General features: G+C 74.9%; 18 protein-coding genes. 8 read left to right on the top strand and 10 right to left on the bottom strand.

Annotated elements, in window-relative coordinates; genetic code table 11:
• Positions 1 to 163: 163 nt before the first annotated feature.
• Positions 164 to 3,232, bottom strand: coding sequence for an AfsR/SARP family transcriptional regulator (locus tag ACIBW6_RS23295; RefSeq protein WP_399062554.1), 3,069 nt, complete (start codon positions 3,230 to 3,232; stop codon positions 164 to 166).
• A 160-nt stretch (positions 3,233 to 3,392) separates the two neighbouring features.
• Between ACIBW6_RS23295 and ACIBW6_RS23290 the strand changes: the two genes are divergently transcribed.
• From ACIBW6_RS23290 to ACIBW6_RS23280, 3 genes are all read left to right on the top strand, one after another.
• On the top strand, positions 3,393 to 3,764 hold the full coding sequence (locus tag ACIBW6_RS23290; protein ID WP_399062553.1) for a hypothetical protein: 372 nt from the start codon (positions 3,393 to 3,395) through the stop codon (positions 3,762 to 3,764).
• Positions 3,765 to 3,783: 19 nt separating this feature from the next.
• Positions 3,784 to 4,170 carry a hypothetical protein gene (locus ACIBW6_RS23285; protein WP_399062551.1) on the top strand — a complete coding sequence of 129 codons (387 nt, stop codon included), beginning with the start codon at positions 3,784 to 3,786 and terminating at the stop codon, positions 4,168 to 4,170.
• A 465-nt stretch (positions 4,171 to 4,635) separates the two neighbouring features.
• Positions 4,636 to 7,407 carry an AAA family ATPase gene (locus tag ACIBW6_RS23280; protein WP_399062549.1) on the top strand — a complete coding sequence of 924 codons (2,772 nt, stop codon included), beginning with the start codon at positions 4,636 to 4,638 and terminating at the stop codon, positions 7,405 to 7,407.
• A gap of 15 nt (positions 7,408 to 7,422) precedes the next feature.
• Here the strand turns inward: ACIBW6_RS23280 and ACIBW6_RS23275 are convergent, their stop codons facing one another.
• Complete coding sequence (locus ACIBW6_RS23275; RefSeq protein WP_399062547.1) at positions 7,423 to 8,229, bottom strand: alpha/beta hydrolase; 807 nt, start codon at positions 8,227 to 8,229, stop codon at positions 7,423 to 7,425.
• A gap of 232 nt (positions 8,230 to 8,461) precedes the next feature.
• Between ACIBW6_RS23275 and ACIBW6_RS23270 the strand changes: the two genes are divergently transcribed.
• From ACIBW6_RS23270 to ACIBW6_RS23260, 3 genes are read left to right on the top strand one after another with little or no spacing between them, the layout of a single operon-like run.
• A complete protein-coding gene (locus tag ACIBW6_RS23270; RefSeq protein WP_399062545.1) occupies positions 8,462 to 8,698 on the top strand; it encodes an acyl carrier protein in 237 nt (78 codons plus the stop codon).
• Entirely contained in the window at positions 8,695 to 9,936 is a 1,242-nt protein-coding gene (locus ACIBW6_RS23265; RefSeq protein ID WP_399062544.1) for a beta-ketoacyl-[acyl-carrier-protein] synthase family protein, read from the top strand. The genes ACIBW6_RS23270 and ACIBW6_RS23265 overlap by 4 nt, the downstream gene beginning before the upstream one ends.
• Positions 9,937 to 9,950: 14 nt before the next feature.
• Positions 9,951 to 10,859, top strand: coding sequence for an alpha/beta fold hydrolase (locus ACIBW6_RS23260; protein WP_399062542.1), 909 nt, complete (start codon positions 9,951 to 9,953; stop codon positions 10,857 to 10,859).
• Positions 10,860 to 10,922: 63 nt separating this feature from the next.
• Here ACIBW6_RS23260 and ACIBW6_RS23255 read toward each other — a convergent pair whose 3' ends face one another.
• Together ACIBW6_RS23255 and ACIBW6_RS23250 are read right to left on the bottom strand one after the other, a co-directional pair.
• A complete protein-coding gene (locus ACIBW6_RS23255; protein WP_399062540.1) occupies positions 10,923 to 11,792 on the bottom strand; it encodes a SigB/SigF/SigG family RNA polymerase sigma factor in 870 nt (289 codons plus the stop codon).
• A 139-nt stretch (positions 11,793 to 11,931) separates the two neighbouring features.
• Positions 11,932 to 12,879 carry a DUF389 domain-containing protein gene (locus ACIBW6_RS23250; protein WP_399062538.1) on the bottom strand — a complete coding sequence of 316 codons (948 nt, stop codon included), beginning with the start codon at positions 12,877 to 12,879 and terminating at the stop codon, positions 11,932 to 11,934.
• A gap of 105 nt (positions 12,880 to 12,984) precedes the next feature.
• Here ACIBW6_RS23250 and ACIBW6_RS23245 point away from each other — a divergent pair, with 105 nt between their 5' ends.
• Entirely contained in the window at positions 12,985 to 13,383 is a 399-nt protein-coding gene (locus tag ACIBW6_RS23245; RefSeq protein ID WP_399062536.1) for an ATP-binding protein, read from the top strand.
• 41 nt (positions 13,384 to 13,424) lie between these two features.
• Here ACIBW6_RS23245 and ACIBW6_RS23240 read toward each other — a convergent pair whose 3' ends face one another.
• The 6 genes from ACIBW6_RS23240 to ACIBW6_RS23215 form a co-directional block, all read right to left on the bottom strand.
• Positions 13,425 to 13,796, bottom strand: coding sequence for an STAS domain-containing protein (locus ACIBW6_RS23240; RefSeq protein WP_399062534.1), 372 nt, complete (start codon positions 13,794 to 13,796; stop codon positions 13,425 to 13,427).
• 73 nt (positions 13,797 to 13,869) lie between these two features.
• On the bottom strand, positions 13,870 to 14,967 hold the full coding sequence (locus tag ACIBW6_RS23235; RefSeq protein WP_399062532.1) for a serine hydrolase domain-containing protein: 1,098 nt from the start codon (positions 14,965 to 14,967) through the stop codon (positions 13,870 to 13,872).
• Positions 14,967 to 15,896, bottom strand: a complete 930-nt coding sequence (locus tag ACIBW6_RS23230) for a DUF6895 family protein (RefSeq protein ID WP_399062530.1) — start codon at positions 15,894 to 15,896, stop codon at positions 14,967 to 14,969. Before ACIBW6_RS23230 ends, ACIBW6_RS23235 begins: the two co-directional genes overlap by 1 nt.
• 743 nt (positions 15,897 to 16,639) lie before the next feature.
• Complete coding sequence (locus ACIBW6_RS23225; RefSeq protein ID WP_399062528.1) at positions 16,640 to 17,437, bottom strand: hypothetical protein; 798 nt, start codon at positions 17,435 to 17,437, stop codon at positions 16,640 to 16,642.
• Positions 17,434 to 17,628, bottom strand: a complete 195-nt coding sequence (locus ACIBW6_RS23220) for a hypothetical protein (RefSeq protein ID WP_399062526.1) — start codon at positions 17,626 to 17,628, stop codon at positions 17,434 to 17,436. The genes ACIBW6_RS23225 and ACIBW6_RS23220 overlap by 4 nt, the downstream gene beginning before the upstream one ends.
• Positions 17,629 to 17,934: 306 nt before the next feature.
• Complete coding sequence (locus ACIBW6_RS23215; RefSeq protein WP_399062524.1) at positions 17,935 to 18,402, bottom strand: DUF6299 family protein; 468 nt, start codon at positions 18,400 to 18,402, stop codon at positions 17,935 to 17,937.
• 468 nt (positions 18,403 to 18,870) lie between these two features.
• On the opposite strand from ACIBW6_RS23215, the gene ACIBW6_RS23210 reads away from it, so the two are divergent.
• Positions 18,871 to 18,954 (top strand): cold-shock protein (locus ACIBW6_RS23210; protein WP_399062617.1); only part of this gene is annotated, 84 nt, incomplete at its 3' end.

Raw genomic sequence — 18,954 nt, 5'->3', positions numbered from 1 at the left:
TGACCGCGGCTCAGCCGACCGATTGACAACTCCCGTGCATGCGGGACCCCCCTCGCAATGAGCAGGACAGTAACACCGGGGAAACGGGAGAACAATTTTTCCTTTCGCGTGACGCGGATATTCGCGAATGTCGCATTTGCTGGGTACGGCGCTTTTCCGTTCGCTACGGCAGGCCGGTGGGAGGCGTCAGCCGCTCGGCCACCGCGTCGGCCTCGGTGGTGCGGTCCTGCTCCCGGTAGAGGGCGAGTGCCGTCCGCCAGGCCTCGCGTGCCGCCTCGTGGTCGCCGGTGTCGGCGTGGGTCTCCGCCAGGGACGCCCAGGTGTCGGCGGCGCGGTTGGCGTTGCCGATGGCCTGGAAGTGGGTGAGTGCCTGCTGGTAGGCGTCGCGGGCGCGGCGCGTGCGGCCGGTGCGGCGCGCGATGTAGGCGAGCGTGTCCCAGGTCGCGGCCTGCCCCTCGCCGTCCTCGTGGGCCTGGAGCAGCGGCAGCGCCTGGCGGCAGTGGGCCTCGCCGCTCGCGTAACGGCCGAGCCGTGCGAGGGCCCAGCCGGTGCCGTTGAGCGTGTTCGACTCGCCTACCTGGTCGCCGAGTTCGCGGTATCCCGCCAGCGCCCGCGCGAAGTGCGGCAGGGCCTGCTCGTAGGCGTTCATCCGGACGTGGACCTCGGCGAGCGAGTGGTGGGTGCGGGTCAGGCCCCGGGTGTCGCCGTCGGTACGGAACCACGCGAGGGCCTCGTCGAGATGGGGCAGGGCCTCGGGGTAGCGCTGGGCCTGCGCCAGGGCGACGCCGAGCCGCTGGCGGGTGTGGGCGGCGAGTGACGGGTCGCCGAGGGCGGTGGCCGCGTCCAGCGCCGTGTACCAGGCTCTTATGCTCTCCTCGAACAGTCCGCGGCGCCAGCGGAACGTGTGCAGCGCCGAGGTCAGCCGGCACAACTCCAGGTACATGCCGCGCTGTTCGGTGAGCCGGACGGCGTCGGTGAGGCAGGCGTACTCGGCGTCGAACCAGGCCAGCGCGGCCTGCGCGTCGGCGAGGGCGAGGGGCGCGGGCCCGGGGTCGTCGAGCGCGGGCGGGTCCTGCGCGGTGCGGTGCGGTTCCAGCACCCGGTGGGCCGCCCGGGCCGTGCGCACGTAGAAACCGACGAGGCGGCGGGTGTGCCGGTCGCGTTCCTCCGGGGTCAGGCAGGCCGCCTGCTCCTCGGCGTAGAGGCGGACCAGGTCGTGCATCTGGTGGCGGCCCGGCCGGTGCTGGCGGACCAGGCAGGCCTCTTCCAGCACGCGCAGGACGCGCCGGGTCCGCGTCGGGTCGCTCTCGATGAGGTGGGCGAGCGCGGTCAGGGACACGTCCTGGTGCGGGACCAGGCCCAACAGGGCGAAGACGCGGGCCGGTTCGGCGTCCAGCGCGGTGTGCGAGGCGGCGAACAGCACGCGCAGGCTGGCGGAGACGTCGCCGGCGTCCAGGACGTCCAGGCGGGTGCTCGGGTCGCGCAGGTCCTGGGCGAGCTGGTCGAGGGAGGCGCCCGGCAGGCCGTCCGCGTGCGCGGCCGCGATGTCGAGGGCCAGCGGCAGTCCGGCGCACCAGCGGACGATGTCGCGCAGCGCCGGGTCGTTCGCGGCGCGGTCCGCGCCCACCCGGCGGGCGAAGAGCCGTGCTGATTCCCCGGCGGGCAGCACGCCCAGGCCGACGAGGTCCGCGCCGGCCCGCACCTTGAGGCTGCTCAGCCGGTTCCTGCTGGTCACGAGCGTGCGGCAGGTGGGCGTTCCGGGCAGCAGCGGCATGACCTGCGCGCTGTCGCGGGCGTTGTCGAGCACCACCAGGATCCGGCGCCCGGCCATCAGGGTGCGGTAGAGGGCGGCGCGGCCCTCCGTGTCGGCGGGCAGCTCGCTCTCGGCCGCGCCGAGCGCCATCAGGAACAGGTGCAGGACGTCACCGGGGTCGGTGGGGCGGGCGCGGGGGCTGAACCCGTTGAGCTGGGCGTAGAGCTGGCCGTCGGGGAAGTCGCCGGCGTGCTGGTGCGCCCAGCGCAGGGCGAGCCAGGATTTGCCGACCCCGGCCATGCCGGCGATGACGGTGACGCGGGAGGTGGGGACGCCGGTGGGGGTGTCGGTGGGGGCGGGGGCGCCGGTGGGGGTGTCGGTGGGGGCGGGGGCGCCGGTGGGGGTGTCGGTGGGGGCGGGGGCGCCGGTGGGGGTGTCGGTGGGGGCGGGATGGGTGGCGCGGTTGCCGTGGTCGGCGCGGGCCCCTTGGCCGTCCGGGGCGCGGTGGGCGTCGCGGATGCCGTCGCCGTCGCGGCCTTCGCGGGTGCCGTCACCGTCGCGGCCGTCGCCTTCGCGGCCGTCGCGGCCGTCGCCTTCGCGGCCGTCGCGGCCGTCCAGGAGGCGGAGTGCGTCGTCCCTGCCGACGAACCCGGCCGGGCTGACGGGGAGTTGGCGCGGGATGCGGTGGGGCGGGGCGGCGGGCGCGGGGGCAGGGTCGGGGGCGGGGGCGGCCAGGGTGTCGTCGGCGACGAGGATGCGCCGGTGAAGGTCGCGCAGCGAGGGGCCGGGGTCGGCGCCCAGCTGCTCCGCGAGCCGCCGCCGCAGCCGCTCGTACGCGGTGAGGGCGGCCGCCGGCTGTCCCGTGCGGTACAGGGCCCGCATGTGCAGGTGCGCCACCTGTTCGTCGAGGGGCTGTTCGGTGGCGAGCGCGGTGAGGGGCTGGAGGAGGTCGGCGTGTCCGCCGTGGTCCAGCAGGAGTTCGTAGTGGTCGAGGCGGGCCCGCCGGTACTCCTCGGTCAGCGTGCGGCGGTGGGCGTCGAGCCAGTCGGAGCGCAGTCCGGCGAACGGCTCGCCCCGCCACAGCGCCGACGCCCGGCCGTACGCGGCCACGGCCTCCCGCGGCTCGTCGGCGGCGCGCGCCCGGTCGACCAGGGCGCGGAAGCGGAACAGGTCGACGGTGTGGGCGTCGGCCCGCAGCACGTACCCCGCCGAGGTCCGCACGATGTCCCACCGCTCCGCGTCGCCGGGGGCCGAGCGCAGGGCGCGCAGCCGGGACACGTAGCTGTAGAGCGAGGCCATCGCGCGGGGCGGCACGGCCTCGCCCCATACCCGGGAGAGGAGGGTCTGCGCGGACACCGGCCGGTTGACGTCGAGGAGGAGCAGGGCGAGGACGCAGCGCTGGCGCGGCGATCCGGGGGCGAAGTCGACGCCCCGGGAGCGCAGGGTCACCTCGCCGAGAAGGGTGAAGCCGATGCTCATGCCGGTCCCTCGTTCCGCCGCGGTCCGGCCGGCCCGCCGGCCGCGGCGGCCTGCCCGACGCCGGTCTGTGCGCCCCTGCAAGAAAGTATCAAGGTCCTTGCAGGGCGCGTACCGGACGCTGGGGGCGACCAGCACGTACCGCAGGGGGAAGGACCACATCGTGCCCCATCACGACGTACTGTTTCGCGGGCTGCTCGGCGTCGCCGCCGCAGCGGCCCTGGTGACGGCCGGAGCGGGCGCCGCCACGGCGCGGAGCGCGCCGCCGGCCCACGCGGTCGCCGCACCGGCGAAGACGCTCGGCGCCCAGTCCTCGGCCGGCCACTATCTGGTGAACGGCGCCCGCATCCACACCCGGCCCAGCACCGGTTCCACCACGGTCGGCTACGGCTACACGAGCCACGGCGTCACCGTGCAGTGCCGCCGTGTCGTCGCAGGTCAGGAGTGGTTCTACCACACCGACACCACGACGGGCGTGACCGGCTGGGGCCGGTACGACGTCGTCGTCCCGTACATCGTCGTCGGCGACTGCTGACCCGGCCCGAGGAGCAGCCATGCACACGCACGTCCTTCGCCGTCCTTTCGTCGCCGCTCTCGCCGCCCTCGGCGCGACGGGCGCCCTGCTGCTGTCCGCGTCGGTCGCGGGCGCCGCCGAGCCGGCTCCGGCCGCGCCCGCCGCCGCCCCGCGGGCGGCCGCCTCCGCTCCCGGTGACTACCTGGGGACCGGGGTGCGGATCCGGGCCCAGGCCAACGGTTCGTCCACGATCAAGGGGCTCGGGTACGCCGGGCAGGGCGCGACCGTCTACTGCTGGCAGGACGGCCCCACCTCCAATCCCAACCTGATCATCAGCTGGTACTACCACCGCAACAACGCCACCGGGGTCACGGGTTGGTCGAGCTGGGACGTCTTCCGGCCGTCCGGCGAGGTGCCGCACTGCTGATCCGGCGGGCCCGGCCATGACCCGGAAGGCCCTGCAGGCCCGGCCGCGTCCGGCTCTTCGTCCACGGGGGTGACGGAGGGCCGGACGCGGCCGTCTCGCATCTGAGGCGAGACGACTTGTGGGCGCGTGAACCTGAGCAGCGGTCAGCCTCGTTCCCGGTGTGACGGGCGGATCGGCCCGGCCCTCGGACCCGCCTGCCGACCGGTGGGGCCGGCAGGACGGTCGAGGCGCAGGTCGACGGTGATGATACGTGTGAGTTCACGAGGTTCGGCCCCCGGGCGGGCGGACGCGCGCGTCAGTTGCCTGCCTCTGCCCGGCAGGTGCCGCAGCGGCAAGCATATGGGTATGTTGTTGGCGCACACGTGTGGCACCCGCACGGGGGGTGGCCCCCGAGCCGGGCATGCGCGAGCACGGGTACCGGCGGCCGGTCGGGCGTCCGTGTGGCGGTGGAGGGAGTGGGGGACGATGGAGTCGGTCGCCGGGGTCATGATCGGCCGGGAACGGGAGCAGGGGGTGCTCTCCGCGTTCGTCACGGCGCCGGAGGGCCGGGCCCTGGTGCTGCGGGGGGACACCGGTGTGGGCAAGAGCGCGCTGCTCGGACACGTCGTCGGCCGCGCTCACCAGGAACAGCACCGGGTGGTCCGGGCGGCCGGTGTGGAGGCCGAGGCGGAGCTCCCGTTCGCCGGTCTGCACCAGTTCCTGTACCCGCTGTTGTCCCATATCGACCAGTTGGACGCGGTGCACCGCCGGGTCTTCGACGTCGTCTTCGCCAGGAGCGACGGCTCGCCCCCCTCGGTGATGACCCTGGGCATCGCGGTGCTCGACCTGCTCTCGCTCGCCGCGTCGCAGCGGCCCCTCCTGCTGGCCCTCGACGACGGTCAGTGGCTGGACGCCGCCAGCACGGAGGTCTGCGGGTTCGTGGGGCGGCGGCTCACCGGCAGCTCGGTGCGGCTCGTCGTCGCGCTCCGCTCCGACGTGCCCTCGGGGTTCGACACCGCCGCGCTGTCCGAACTGGCCGTGACCACGCTGTCGGCGGCCGCCTCCGAGCAGCTCCTCGACGCACGGCACCCGGACCTCGACCCCCGCACCCGCCGACTGGTGCTGGACGAGGCCCAGGGCAACGCCCTGGCCCTGCTGGAGCTGCCGCCCTACGTGCGCGGCGGCCCGACCGGACGCACACCCGAGTCCGTCCTCGGACTCACCGGCGTCCCGCTGCCCCAGCGCCTGCAACAGGTGTACGGCGCCCGCATCGAGGCCCTCGGCGCAGGCGTCCGCGCGGAGCTGCTGCGCGGGGCCCTGGACGGCGTCGGGGCGGGCGCCGGCTCGGGGCACACCCGGGGCACGCGCTATCGCATGGCGGACGCCGACGAGGCCGCGGCCTGCGGGCTCCTCGACACCGACCCGGCCAGCGGCGCCTTCGTCTTCCGCCACCCCCTGGTGAGCTCGACCGTCGTCCAGCTGGCCACGCCGAACGAACGGCGCGCGGCCCACACGGTCCTCGCCCAGGTGCACCGGGACGACCTGGAGCGGCGGGCCACGCATCTGGCCGCCTCGACGGTCGACCCCGACGAGGGGACCGCGGCCGTCCTGGAGGCGGCCGCGGACCACGACCACGCCACCCGGCGGGGCGGCGCCCTGGCGGCGGTGGCCTGGCTGACCCGGGCGGCCGAACTCAGCGAGAGCCACGCGGAGCGCTCCCGGCGGCTGGGCAGCGCCGCCTACATCGCCGGGCACGCGGGCCTGCTCGGCCGGGCCCAGCAGCTGATCCACTCGGACCCCGGGCCGGGCGGCCACGAGTCGCCGGCCTCCGTGATCGCCTCGGGCTACGTCGCGCTCTTCGAGGACGGTGACGTGCGCTCCTCGCAGCGCCAGGTGTTCGCGGCGATCGAGGCCCTGCGCGACGAGGGGGTACGCGCGCCAAACGCCCTCCTCAACCGGCTGATCGACCTGCTGCTGGCCATCAACCAGTACGCGGGTGACGCGGCCGCCTGGGAGCGGACCCATGACCTGCTGGCTCCCCTGGGCGACCTGGTGTCGCCGTACTCACGTATCTACCAGGACGCGTGGGGCGACGTGGTCCGGCGCGGTCCGGGCGTGCACACACGTGTGGAGCGGGCCTTCGCCGGCCTCCACCGGCTCGAACCGTGGGACATCAGCCGGCTGGGGGTCGCCGCCTACCACGTGGACACCCTCAGCCAGTACCGGCCCCACATCCAGCGCGGCGTGGACCGGGAGGTGGAGACGGGCGCCCTGGGCAACGCCATGACGATGCTGCACCTGGTCATGCTGGACCAGATCGCGGTCGGCGAGTGGGACGAGGCCGAGCGGACCGGCCGGCGCTCCCTGGAGCTCACGACGGCGCACCGGCACGGCCTCTTCGTCCAGCACACGCGGGCCTACCTCGGTCTGCTCGCCGCCCTGCGCGGCCAGGCCGAGCGCGCCCGGGAGCTCCAGGCCACCGTCGACACCTGGGCCCGCCCCCGCGGCATCGGCTTCCTCACCCAGATCGCCGACGCCATCGGCACCACCGCGGCCCTCGCGGAGGGCGACTACGAAGCCGCCTACCTCCACGCCATCGGCATCACGCCCCCCGGCACCTTCCAGCCGTACGCGCACCAGGCCAGCCGCACCCTCCTCGACCTCGTCGAGGCCGCCGTGCACACCGGCCGCGCCCAGGAGGCCCGCGCCCACGCCCTCGCCGCACACCACGGCGACCTCCCCGCCGTCTCCCCGCGCCTCGCCCTCACCACGTACGGCGCCCTCGCCATGACCACCGCCGACCCCGCCGAAGCCGAACTCCTCTACCAGCGGGCCGGGTCCCACCCCGGCGCTCCCCGCTTCCCCTTCGAACTCGCCCGCGTCCACCTCGCCCACGGCATCCACCTGCGCCACACCCAGGGACGTAGGGCCGCACGCCACCCCCTGACCCTCGCCGCCGACGCCTTCGGCCGGCTCGGCGCCGCCCCCTGGGCCCGGCGCGCCCACGCCGAACTGCGGGCCACCGGCGCGTCGTCGCTGCCCGCGTCGGCGCACCTGGCGGCGCTCACCTGGCAGGAGCGCCGGATCGCGGAGCTGGCCGCGGGCGGGCTGACCAACAAGGAGATCGGCGAGCGGACCCACCTGTCGCCGCGCACGGTCAGCTCGCACCTGTACCGGGTCTTCCCCAAACTCGGCATCACCTCCCGCGCCGCCCTGCGCGACGCGCTGGGCAGGCTGCCCGGCGACGAGAACGCCTGACGTCCGCGCGGGTGTTCATCCGCGCACGGTGAGCGGGCGCACGCCGCGCTCCTCCAGCCAGCCCAGCACGTGGTCGGCGACGAGGCGCCAGCCGCCGTCGATCGTCAGGCTGTGGGCGCGGTCCGCGAACTGCTTGAGGTCGGTCACGGCCACGGAGTCGCCGTACTGCTTGTACACGGCGCGGGTGACGGCGTCGGGGACCAGCCGGTCCTCCTGCCCCGAGATCAGCAGGAGCGGTCCGCGGCGCGCGGTGGCGGTGTCCACCCCGGCGAGCGGGCTGCGCGCGGCGCCGCCGCAGCCGAGGTCGGTGAGCAGGCTCCGGGGCGCGGGCACGGCGTAGCGCTCGAAGAGCCGGCCGGACTCCCCCGCGGTCGCGGTGTTGGCAAGCACCTGGTGGAACTGGGCCGGTGACAGCGTCACCAGCCGGTCGCCGCCCGCGCCGCCTGCGGACGGCCGCAGGAGGACGGGCGCCCCGGGCAACGGCACCTGGTTGATCGGGGCCGGTGCGATGGCCACCGCCGCCCGGCCGACGTCGGCGGCGACGAGCCGCTGCGCGATGAGCCCGCCGACGGAGTGCCCGATGATCACGGGCGGTGCGTCGAGGGAGCGCACGATGCCCGCGTAGTGCTCGGCCAGCCCGTCCAGGTCGAGGCCGGCCAGGGGGCCCGGGGAGCGGCGCGTCTCCCGGGCGGTGGCCGCCTCCCCGGGCCAGCCGGGCGCGAGGGCGCGGAACCCCCGGCTGGTGAAGCGTTCCACCCATGCCTCCCACGAGAGCGCGTGCAGCCACGCGCCATGGACGAAGACGACGGGAGTACGGTTCACGGCTGGTTCCTCCGGTCACGGCTGGTTCCTGCGAGCGGGACGACCGCCCGGCACCGGCAGGCGGGCGACTGCCCCAGGATCGGCCAGGGCGCGGGCCGCGGACGACAGTCGAATGACTGAAAGTGCCGGACCGGCACCCCTCGATCGGATGAACACCCCGCGGGCCGCGCCACCTCCGTGCGCGGGCGGCCGTTGGACAGTGTTCGACAGGCGTGAGCGAGGAGCGGGCGGCATGAACAGTGCGGAACATGTGACGACCTTGATCACGCGGATGTACAGACTCGCGCCGGGCTCCGTCCGTCCCGAAGTGCCGCTGCACCAGCTCGACATCGACTCCCTCGCCCTGGAGGAGCTGCGGCTGATCCTGGAGGACGAGCTGCGCGTCGACCTCCAGGACGCGAATTTGACGTCCCGCAGCACGGTGGGCGAGTTGCAGGCCCTGGTCCACGAGAAATCGGCGCTCGCGTGAGGGCCGCGGGCACGGCGGCCGAGCCGGTCGCGGTGACCGGGATCGGCCTGGTCACCGCCGCGGGCCACAGCGCCAAGGAGACCTGGGACGAGGTCACTTCGGCCCGGGCGCCGCGGGGTGTGGGCCGGCCCGAGGAGCTGCGGGACCTGCCGTGCGACTTCATGTACACCGTCGACGGGCTCGACATGGAGGCCGCGCTCGGCCGCTCCACCCTGCTCCTTGACCGCTTCGCGCAGCTGGCCGTGGTGGCCGCCCGCGAGGCCGTGGCCGACGCGCGGCTCGATCCGGGGAGTTGGGACGCCACGCGCGTCGCCGTCGTGGTGGGCACGGCCCACGGCGGCCTGCGCTACTACGACGAGCAGCAGGCGGTGCTCTCCGGGCGCGGCGCCCGCCGGGTCGCGCCGAAGGTCGCCCCGCTGAGCGTGAACAACAACGCCGCGAGCGGTGTCTGCCGGGACCTGGGTGCCCGCGGGCCGAGCCTGGCGGTCAGCACCGCGTGCGCCTCGGGCACGGACGCGATCGGCACCGCGCTGGGGATGCTGCGCGCCGGGCGCTGCGACATCGCGGTGGCAGGCGGCGCGGAGTCGCTGGTGTCGCGGCTGGTCTTCGCCAGTACGAGCCAGATGCGGGCGCTGTCCACCCGGGTGGACGACCCGGCGGGCGCCTGCCGGCCCTTCGACGCCGACCGGGACGGTTTCGTCGTGGGCGAGGGCGCGGGGCTCCTCGTCCTGGAGCGAGCGGAGCACGCCCGCGCCCGGGGCGCCACCGTGCGGGCCCGGCTGGCCGGGTACGGCTCGTCCAACGACGCCTTCTCCCCCGTCGCGCCGGACGAGTCCGGGGCGGGCATCGAGCTGGCGCTGCGGTCCGCGCTCGCCGACGCCGGTGTGGCCCCGGCCGACATCGGCCACGTCAACGCGCACGGCACCTCGACCGTCCTGAACGACCTGGTCGAGAGCGCCGCCCTGCACCGGGTCCTCGGCGACGGCCCGCTGGTCACCTCGACCAAGGCGATGACGGGGCACGCGCTGGGGGCGGCCGGCGGGATCGAGGCCGCCCTGACCGCGCTGGCCCTGGAGAGCCGGCTGGTCCCGCCGACGGTCAATCTGCGCCGGCCGGACCCGCGGGTGCCCGTGCAGGTGGTGGCCGGGGCCGCGCGCCCGGCCCGGCTGGACGCCGCGGCGAGCACCTCGCTCGGCTTCGGCGGCCACAACGCCGTACTCGTCCTCACCCGCGCCTGAAATCGAGGAGCAGCATGTCCGACGCCTACGCCGAGCAGATCCGCAGCCTGACCGTGGGCGGGGTGCCGTACACCTACCGGGTGCTGCGCCAGCCCGAGCCCCGCACCGAACCGGTCGTCGCGATGGGCGGGGTGCTGGAGGGCATGCACAACTGGACGTACCTGGAAAGCACCGTCCTGCCGAAGGCGAGCCTGGTCACGATCGACATGCCCACCCTGGACCCGTCCTCGTTCCGGGGGGAGAGCAACAGCGTCGGCATTCTCTGCGACGGCCTCGAAGGCGTCATCGACGACCTGGGTGCCGAGCGCGTCAACCTCTACGGCTACAGCCTGGGCGCCGCCGTCACCTTCCAGTACGCGCAGCGCCACCCCGGCAAGGTGGCCCGGCTGCTGATCGGCGGTGTGCCCGAGCAGATGCCGCGGGACGCCCTGGAACAGCTGCGGCTCTCCGTCGAGCGGGCGCGGGCCGGGGACGCGGACGGTTTCGCCGGGCTGCTCTCCGCCGCCCTGCTCTGCCTGGACGAGAGCCATCACGTGCACCGCCGGGACCTGTCCCACGAGTTCATGCTGCGCTTCTTGCGCAACGCGGTGCGCACCCCGGGCAACATCGACCGGCTGGAGGCGGGCCTGACCAGTCATCACCGGCTGACCGGGGGGCTGAGCGGGGTGCCCACCACGGTCTTCACCGGCGAGCACGACCACTTGCACACGGTCGACCGGCAGCGGGAGTTCGCCGCGACGATCGACGGCAGCCGGTTCGTGACGTTCCCGGACTGCGACCATGCGCTGCCCGCGCAGCGCCCCGAGGCGATCCGGTCCCTCGTCGCGTCGTTCCTGATGGAGGACGAGGCCGGCGCAGCCGCCCCCGTTGCCGCTCGGACGGAGCGGTCCTGCTCCGCGCCGGGGCCGCGGGCGCACAGGTAGGGGCCGTCGCCACGACGATCGCGGCGGCGGCCCCGGATCCCGCTCGGCGGGGGGCGGCGCGTCCTACTCGGCGGTCAGCAGGCCCGCGCGCAGCTTCTTCAGGACGCGGGTGATCAGGCGGGAGACGTGCATCTGCGAGCAGCCCAGCTCCTCGCCGATCTCCGACTGGGTGCGCTCCTCGACGAAGCGCAGGTGGAGCAGGTGCCGGTCGCGCTCGTCCAGGCCGGCGACGAGCGGGGCCAGCGAGTGGAAGTTCTCCACCAGCTCGAAGCGCTCCTCGTCGACGCCGATGAAGTCGGCGAGCATGGTGTCGGACTCGTCGTCCTGACCGTTGACCGCCGCGTCCAGCGAGATGCTGTTGTAGCCGTTCGAGGCGCGCTGGGCCTCGGCGACCTCGGCGGGCTCCAGCTGCATCAGCTCCGCGAGCTCCGCCGTCGACGGGGTGCGGCCCAGGCGGGTGCGCAGCTCCTCGGTGGCCTTGGACAGTTCGATGCGGGCTTCCTGCAGGCGGCGCGGGACGTGCACGGCCCAGGAGGTGTCACGGAAGAACCGCTTGATCTCGCCCGTGATGTAGGGGACGGCGAACGAGGTGAACTCGACCTCACGGGTCAGCTCGAACCGGTCGATCGCCTTGATCAGGCCGATCGTGCCGACCTGGACGATGTCCTCCATCTCCTGCGGGCCGCGGTGCTTGAACCGCGACGCCGCGTACTGCACCAGGGAGAGGTTCATCTCGATCAGCACGTTGCGCACGTAGCTGTATTCGTGCGTGCCCTCTTCCAGTTCGGCCAGCCGGTCGAAGAAGTGGCGGCCGACCTCCCTGGCGTCCTTGGGCGCGATCGACGCAGGGTCCGCGTACGCGCGCTCGATCAACCCCTGCGCCCTCTGCGCGGTGAGGTCCTGAGCCTGCTGCTGCGTAGCCACGGTGGTCATGCTCTGCCCCTTCGCCCTCTGCTCGTGCTGCTCGTACGGAAGCTGTGCGTCGGGCCCGCTTACCCCGGGCCCGGCCTTTCATACCTATCACTCGGCGCGGTTTCCTCCGCAGGTGGCTCCCCGTGCCGGGGGCGGCTCCTCAGGCCGGCGGGGTGGCAGCGGTGCGGGCGCGCTCGCGGGCCCACAGGTACTTCTGGAGCAGGAGGGTGAGGGTGCCGGCCAGGGTGATGCCCAGGAGGTTCAGCAGGAGTTGCTTGGTGGAGCCCCAGGTCTGGCCGGTGTCGCGGTAGGCGAGGGCGATCGCGGCGTTCGCCGCCGCGGGCACCGTGGTCACCGAGATGGCGACCCCCACCAGGGCGCCCGACTTCGCCGAGGTGAGGGAGAGCATGCCGGCGGCGCCCGCGAGCACGGCCACCACGAAGGAGAACCAGTCCGGCGCGTAGACGAAGCCGGTGTTGGGGCGCTCGCCCTCCAGGCTGCCTTCGCTGAACAGGCCCACCGCGTCCATGAACCAGCTGAAGCCCACCGTCACCACCATCGCCGCCGCGAAGCCGACGAGCAGCGCGATCAGCGAGCGCAGGGCGAGCCGCGGGGCGCGCTGGACCAGGGCCGTGCAGACGCCGGCGAGCGGGCCGAACTCCGGGCCGACCGCCATGGCGCCCACGATCAGGATCGCGTTGTCGAGCACGACGCCACAGGCCGCGATCATCGTGGCGAGGACGAGGAACGCCACGTAGGTGACGGTGAGCGTCGACTCCTCGTGCGTGGTCTCGCTCAGGTGCTCCCACAGGACGGCGTCGGCGCCCTCGCCCGGCGCCTCGTCCTCCGCGCGGTCGGCGCGGCGCGACAGCGACAGGTCGATGGAGCCGACGGCGATCGAGCCCACCTCGTCGATGCCGAGCGCGCGCAGCCCCTCGATCAGTCCGTCGCCCGCCTCCCGGGCGGCGTCGCACGTCACGACGTCGCCGGCCGGATCGCGGGCGGCGCCCGGCAGCACCGTCAGGTGGGTGGTGCCGACGGTGTTCTCGATCAGGCGCACCACGGCGTCCGTCGTGTCGGCTGGGGTGATCAGGCGCAGGTGCAGCATGCGCGTACGGTAACCGGCGGCGGCCGCCCCCAGGTGTGCGCCCGGCGCCGACGGGCACGCGGGGTGCGTAGGAAAGAACGCACACGCACCAAGGAGGCTTCCCCCATGAGCGCTCCCGCCATGCCCTTCACGGAGCGCATGACCTGCTCACAGGCGCGCGCCGAGACCAGTACGGCCGTCCTCCCGCTCTGCGCGGGACTCGCCCACCATCAGGCGCGCCGGCTGCGCGAGGACGCGCTGCTGATCGCGAGCGAACTCGCGGCGAACGCGCTGCGCCACGGCGGGGGCATCACCCGCTTCAGTGCCTGTGTCCGCGAGCACGCGCTGGTGGTGCAGGTCAGCGACCGCAGCGACAAGGAGCCGCTGCTGCTCCCGCACGACCCGGCCATGCCCGGCGGTTTCGGCTGGCTCATGGTGCGGAACCTGGCCCGCTCGGTGACGGTCGAGCGGCACGCCGGCGGTAAGACGATCACGGCCGTGCTGGCGCCGGCGCCGCGCGCCTGAGGCGCTGACGGGCGTACGCGGTCCTGTGCGAAGACAGGACCTCAGGGCGTCTCGGAGGCGCGTAGCCGGGCGAGGGCGTCCTGTCGGCCGGGGACCAGCGGCAGGATGGTGTCCGTGCCGGTGACCCGGAGCAGCCGCTCCACGCTCTCCTGCAGCGGCCCGCACAGGACGAGCGGGCGCCGCTTCACGGTGTGCCCGGAGAACGTCACCAGCAGCTGATTGAGGAAAGCGCTGTCGGCGAAGGTCAGTTGCGACAGGTCGATCAGGGTCGCGTCGGTCGACGTGTCGGTGAGCACGCGCGTCAGCGTGTCGACGACCTCGGTGAGGTCGTGCAGGTCCAGCTCACCGCGCGGGGCGACCACCGCCACCCGTTCCTGCTGGTCAACACTTATCTTTCCGCCGCCGGACGTCATGGGCAGCACCCTCGCACATACGCCGCCGCGGATGCACATCGCCCTCCTGCCTTCGGCGGTGCCCCTGTTCGGGTCAGGCACCGAGCGCGCGCAGGGTGGCGTAGGCCTGCTGGATGAGCCGGTTGCCGTGCCCGGGCGCGCAGTTGGCGAGGGCGACGACGGCGACGCGGCGCCCGGGGTCGAACCCGGCGAAGGCGGTGCAGCCGCGCGTGCCGCCGGAGTGGTGGTAGACGCGTGAGCCGTCGGGCAGCGGGCGGACGTTCCAGATCAGGGCGGTCTGCCGGGTGCCGTGCCGCAGCGCGAGCCGGGGGCGGAGGGTGTCGGTGAGTGCGGCGCTCAGCGGGCCGGGGACCGGTCCGGCGTCGTCGGGGGCGAGCAGTGCCTCGGTGAGGGCGAGCAGGTCGCGGGCGCTGGAGCGGACGGCGCCGGCCGCGGGCATGCCGGGGATGCGGAACGGCGGCCGGGGGCGGTGGTGCCAGTAGCCGGTGACGTCGGCCGTGCGCGCGTCCGCGGGCGGGGTGCCGGCGTCCGTGTCGGTGAGGCCGAGCGGGCGCAGGACGCGCTCCCGCAGGAGGCGGGCGTACTCCGGTGGCCCCGGGGAGGGCTCCGGGGGGTCCGCGGCGGCACACAGGGCGTGGCCGAGGAGGCCGACGCCGAAGTTCGAGTAGTGGACGCGGCTGCCGGGCCGCGCGCGCAGCCGGGTGCGGGCCAGGGCGTCGAGGGTGTCGGCGGCGGTGAAGGCGGCGTACGGGCTCGTGAACAGGTGGGGCAGCGCGGTGCGCAGCAGGCCGGGGGGCAGCCGGGGCAGGCCGGAGGTGTGCGTGGCCAGGTGGGTCAGGGTGATGGCGGCGCCACCGCGCGGCAGGCGGGTGCCGGGCGGCAGGTGGCGGGCGAGCGGGTCGTGCGGGCGCAGTTCGCCGCGGGCGGCCTGTTCGGCGAGGAGCAGCGCGGTGAACGTCTTGGTGAGCGAACCGATCTCGAAGCGGGTCCGCTCGTCGGCGGGGGCGCCGCCGTGGTGGGCGGTGGTGCCGTGGACGAGGAGGGCGCGCCGGCCGCGGCGGTGCACGCCGACGGCGACCGCGGCGTCCGCGGGCACCGCGGCGAGCAGCGCCGTGAGGTGCGGTGTCGCGGCGGGCCACAGCGGGTCGTACGCGGGGCGGGCGGGCGGCATCAGTGCGGCTGCGGGGTTTCCAGGGCGCGGGTGAGCGCGAGGTTGCCGGCGATGACGGCGACGATGGTGGGGTGCTGGTGGTCCTCGAAGCGCTGGGCGGGGTCGTCGGTGACGGGCTGGTCGTCGCGGGGCACCATGCCGTCCTCGTGCTGGACCCCGGCCAGCCGTCGCCAGTCCTCGGGGTCGACGTGCGCCTCGGGCAGGCACATCTCGACGATCATCAGCTCGGCCATCAGGTCCCAGTGGGCCGCCTCCGCCCAGATGTCGGTCCACACCGGCAGCCAGCACCGGAGGTAGGCGGCGAGCTCCGTGGGCAGGCCCGTGGGCAGCCGTCCCCAGTCGGTGAGGTGGTAGACGGTGTGGGTGACGGCGTACGCGGTCAGCCAGTCGATGTGCCAGGGGTCGGGTGTGGCTCCGAGCCACGTGGCTCGGGTGAGCGCCTCCCACCGGGGTGTGCCCGCGCCGTGGTCGAGGCCGGTCACCCGCACGGCGTTGGCGACGGCGAGCCGGCGGTTGGGCACGTGTTCCGAGGCGTGGGTGGACCGCAGGGTGACCGTGTGGGCGAGGAGTTCGTCCAGTTCGCGGTGGTGGTGGCCGCCGCGGACGAAGTGGGCGTACGTCTCCAGGGGGTCGGTCTTCAACGGGTGGCGCAGCAGCCGCTCGTAGAGCAGGGAGCCCTCGCCGGCCTGCTGCCAGCAGTAGGCGAGCAGTTCGCCGGCGAGGGCGAGGTCGGTGGTGCCGGCAGCGCCGCTGCGCAGGACCAGGGAGGCGGCGAGAGCGGTCTCGCCCAGCGCCTTGTACGCGCCCCGGTCCGCGCTGAGGTCGGCGTCGGGCAGGTCGGAGAGGGCGCCGTGCTCACGGTTGGCGTGCAGCCAGCCCAGGGCCCGGGAGCTGATCGCGTGGGCGAGTTCGGCGGGCGGGTGACTCATGTGGGCTCCTGGCGGCGGGGGCGTGGGGTTGAGCGGGTGCGTGGGCTTGGGCGGGGGTGCGGGTGCGGCTGGGCGGGTGCGTGGGCTTGGGCCGGGTGCGGGTGCGGGCGGGTTGGTGGCTCGCGGCGCGGGGCCGTCCGGGCGTCCGGGCTCGTGTGCTGACGGACGGACGTCGCGTGGCCCGGGTTCATGCGGGCGCCCGGTGACGGGGACCCGGGTCGACGGGCAGCGTCTGAACCGGGCTCACGCGGGTTTCCCACGGGTGGGCTGACAGGCGGACGTGGCTCGCGAGGGCCCGGCTCGCCCGGGCCCGGCTCGCCCGGGCCCGGCTCGCCCGGGCCCGGCTCGCCCGGGCCCCCGGCGGCGGGTCGGCGTGCGTCGTCCGGGCCGGGCTCGTACCCGCCCCTGCGGCGGGCGCTCGGGGCGACGGGGCTAGCGTTGTCCTGGCTCACGCCGGCCCCCGGTGGCGGGTCGGCGGGGGTGGCCCGGGCCGGGCTCGTACCGGCCCCTGCGGTGGGCGCTCGGGGCGACCGGGCTCGCGTCGGCCTGGCGCACGCCAGCCCCCGATGACGGGTCGGCGTGCGTCGTCCGGGCCGGGCTCGTGCCGGCCCCTGCGGTGGGCGCTCGGGGCGACGGGGCTCGCGTCGGCCTGGCTCACGCCGGCTCCCGGTGGCGGGTCGGCGGGGGTGGCCCGGGCCGGGCTCGTGCGGGGGCCCGGCGCGTGGCGCTCTCGCCGGTCGGGGTCACGGGGATTCCTGGCCGAGGAGGTGGGCGGCGATGGTGGTGTCCAGGGTTACCCGGGTGCCGCCGGCGACGAGGGCCAGGTGGGCCGTGAGGGGTGCCGGGTCCAGGGGGAGCGGGACGCCTTCGGTGTGCAGCCAGGCAAGCCAGCGGGTGATCCGGGCTGCGGTGGGGTAGTCACGGCGCAGGACGGCGCGGGTGGCGCCGCGGGCCAGGCCCGTCGCGCCCGCGCGGGCGGCTGCGTGCACCGGCCCGTCCAGTCCGGGCAGGGCGAGCGGGGCGAGCTGTCCCATCCGTACCGACCAGGGCACCCACCCCTCGCGGGTGCCGTCGCCGTGGACCGTGGCGGGGGTGCGCCGGGGCGCCGTCGGTGCCTCGCAGCGCGGCGGGGGCGGGGGTTCCGGCGCGGCGGGGGCGACGGCTCCCGGGTCGACGCGGGTCAGCACGGTGACCAGGGACCAGTCGATCCAGGCCCGTACCCAGGGGGCTTCCGCGCCCTCGGGCGGTGCGGCGGGCGGCGGCTGGGACGGCGGCAGCGCGTCGAGCGTCGCGGCGATGGCGACGGTCTCCTCGGCGGAGGGGGCGGCGCCGGTCAGGACGGCGGGCGCGAGGACGTCCGCACCGAGCAGACGGACCGCGCCGAGGGCGGCCACCTGCTCCTGCGGCGGCAGCGCGGCCGCGTCGGCCAGGTGGGCCGCCGTGACGGCCGTGTGCCCGGCGCCCCGCAGGGCGTCGAGCACACGGCCGGCCAGACGCTCAGCCGACCCGTTGTGGGCGGTGCGTGAGCATTCGTCGATCACCGGCCTTTCGGCTCCTTCGGCTCCTTCGGCGAGAGCAGCAGGCCCAGGCCGAGAAGCAGAGCTCCGGCGCCGCCGCCCGCGTCTTCCAGCGAGGGGATCGGAGCGTCACTCACTGGCGCTTCCGCCGGAGCCATCAACACGTCGATGACGTCCTTGTCGAGCACGAGGCCCGTGGTCTGGAGGGTGAGCATCGCTAGCTCCTCCGCATCGAGGTCGGCACTTCCGGAGTGCCCCAACACCTCACCCAAACACCACAAATTGGTGCACAGCAACACATGCCACCCGCCGCTGAGCAGCGGACGGAGATCACCGGCGCCGCCGGACCCGCACGGCCCCGTCCTGACACGCGCGCGGCCGGGTGCGCCGACACCGGCCCGAAGCTCCGCCGTTAGGCCGAACGGGTGAACGGTTGAAGGGGACACAAGGGCGCGACACCGCACGACGAGGTGATGCGACGCGCGCGGGGCCGGACGGGCCGGGGCGGGTACCCGCTCGGCTCAGCCCTTCAGGGTCACGTCCTGCTGCCGTACCGCGTGGAAGTACGGCAGCGGCAGGCCGTGCTGGAGGCGCAACTCCATCACGGTGGCCTCCACCTCCACGGCGCCAGCCTCGACCCCGCCCCCGGAGGCCTTGCCGGTGTTCTCCCAGCGGTGCTCGGCGCCGTCGCAGACGGCCGTGCTGCCGCCGATGCCCTGCCGGGCGAGCGAGCCTCCCTTGCGGACGGAGGAGGAGACGAGGGGCAGGCCGGTGCTGTCCGAGCACTGGTAGGTGCCGGTCAGCGTCACGGTGCCGTCCGCGGCCACCTTGCCGACCGGGTCGACGGTGACGAACTCCTTCGCTTCGGTGGGTGCGGCGGCCGGAACCGCGGTCGGAGCGGCGGCCGGGGCGGCGGCCGCGGTCGGGGCGGCGAGCAGCAGCGAGGCGCCGACCACCGCGCCCAGGGTGGGGCGAAGCCGAGGTGACATGGGAAATCCTCCTTGTTCGGGATCTCCATTGATATCCGGCCTCCCGCGCCCGGTCGCCGACCGTCATCCCTTCGGCGGCGAGTCCGGCGCGGTGCTGGACGCCCCCGTCGCCGCGCGGGACGCGCGCCGGCGGGCGCGTGGTGCGGGCCGCGCCGAAGACCGGTCCGAACTCGCCGTCGCCGACGGCGAGTTCGGACCGGCTGCCGGAGGCGGGCCGCGGCCCGGGGCGCCGACGCCGGGCCGCGCCGCCCGGGAGCGACCCGCGACCGTCGCGGCCGTCGCCCCGCGCGGCCCTCACTGCGGGTCATCGCCGGGCCCTCAGCAGAACGGAGCACAGTGGCCGGGGCAGGGCTGGTGTGTGCACACGTGCGCGGGGTAGAACGGTGCAAGGCCTGCCCGTGATCATCGGACAGCGCTCTCGACATCCCAGCCCGGCACCCTGTCGGGCGAGAGTTAAAGGACAGCAGTATGGCCAGCGGTACCGTGAAGTGGTTCAACTCCGAAAAGGGCTTCGGCTTCATCGAGCAGAGCGGCGGCGGACCCGACGTGTTC

This window comes from Streptomyces sp. NPDC049813 (genome assembly GCF_044465085.1).
Taxonomy (GTDB): domain Bacteria; phylum Actinomycetota; class Actinomycetes; order Streptomycetales; family Streptomycetaceae; genus Streptomyces.
Note: the sequence above shows the minus strand (reverse complement) of the source record. Positions and strands in the feature narration are given on the sequence as shown.

What these genes read in the sequence shown, in the direction of transcription:
- ACIBW6_RS23260 (WP_399062542.1), top strand. Translation starts at nt 9,951, where the DNA reads ATGTCCGACGCCTACGCCGAGCAGATCCGCAGCCTGACCGTGGGCGGG.
- ACIBW6_RS23255 (WP_399062540.1), bottom strand. Translation starts at nt 11,792, where the DNA reads ATGACCACCGTGGCTACGCAGCAGCAGGCTCAGGACCTCACCGCGCAG.
- ACIBW6_RS23220 (WP_399062526.1), bottom strand. Translation starts at nt 17,628, where the DNA reads ATGCTCACCCTCCAGACCACGGGCCTCGTGCTCGACAAGGACGTCATC.
- ACIBW6_RS23285 (WP_399062551.1), top strand. Translation starts at nt 3,784, where the DNA reads ATGCACACGCACGTCCTTCGCCGTCCTTTCGTCGCCGCTCTCGCCGCC.
- ACIBW6_RS23280 (WP_399062549.1), top strand. Translation starts at nt 4,636, where the DNA reads ATGGAGTCGGTCGCCGGGGTCATGATCGGCCGGGAACGGGAGCAGGGG.
- ACIBW6_RS23215 (WP_399062524.1), bottom strand. Translation starts at nt 18,402, where the DNA reads ATGTCACCTCGGCTTCGCCCCACCCTGGGCGCGGTGGTCGGCGCCTCG.
- ACIBW6_RS23240 (WP_399062534.1), bottom strand. Translation starts at nt 13,796, where the DNA reads ATGACGTCCGGCGGCGGAAAGATAAGTGTTGACCAGCAGGAACGGGTG.
- ACIBW6_RS23235 (WP_399062532.1), bottom strand. Translation starts at nt 14,967, where the DNA reads ATGCCGCCCGCCCGCCCCGCGTACGACCCGCTGTGGCCCGCCGCGACA.
- ACIBW6_RS23250 (WP_399062538.1), bottom strand. Translation starts at nt 12,879, where the DNA reads ATGCTGCACCTGCGCCTGATCACCCCAGCCGACACGACGGACGCCGTG.
- ACIBW6_RS23230 (WP_399062530.1), bottom strand. Translation starts at nt 15,896, where the DNA reads ATGAGTCACCCGCCCGCCGAACTCGCCCACGCGATCAGCTCCCGGGCC.
- ACIBW6_RS23245 (WP_399062536.1), top strand. Translation starts at nt 12,985, where the DNA reads ATGAGCGCTCCCGCCATGCCCTTCACGGAGCGCATGACCTGCTCACAG.
- ACIBW6_RS23295 (WP_399062554.1), bottom strand. Translation starts at nt 3,232, where the DNA reads ATGAGCATCGGCTTCACCCTTCTCGGCGAGGTGACCCTGCGCTCCCGG.
- ACIBW6_RS23270 (WP_399062545.1), top strand. Translation starts at nt 8,462, where the DNA reads ATGAACAGTGCGGAACATGTGACGACCTTGATCACGCGGATGTACAGA.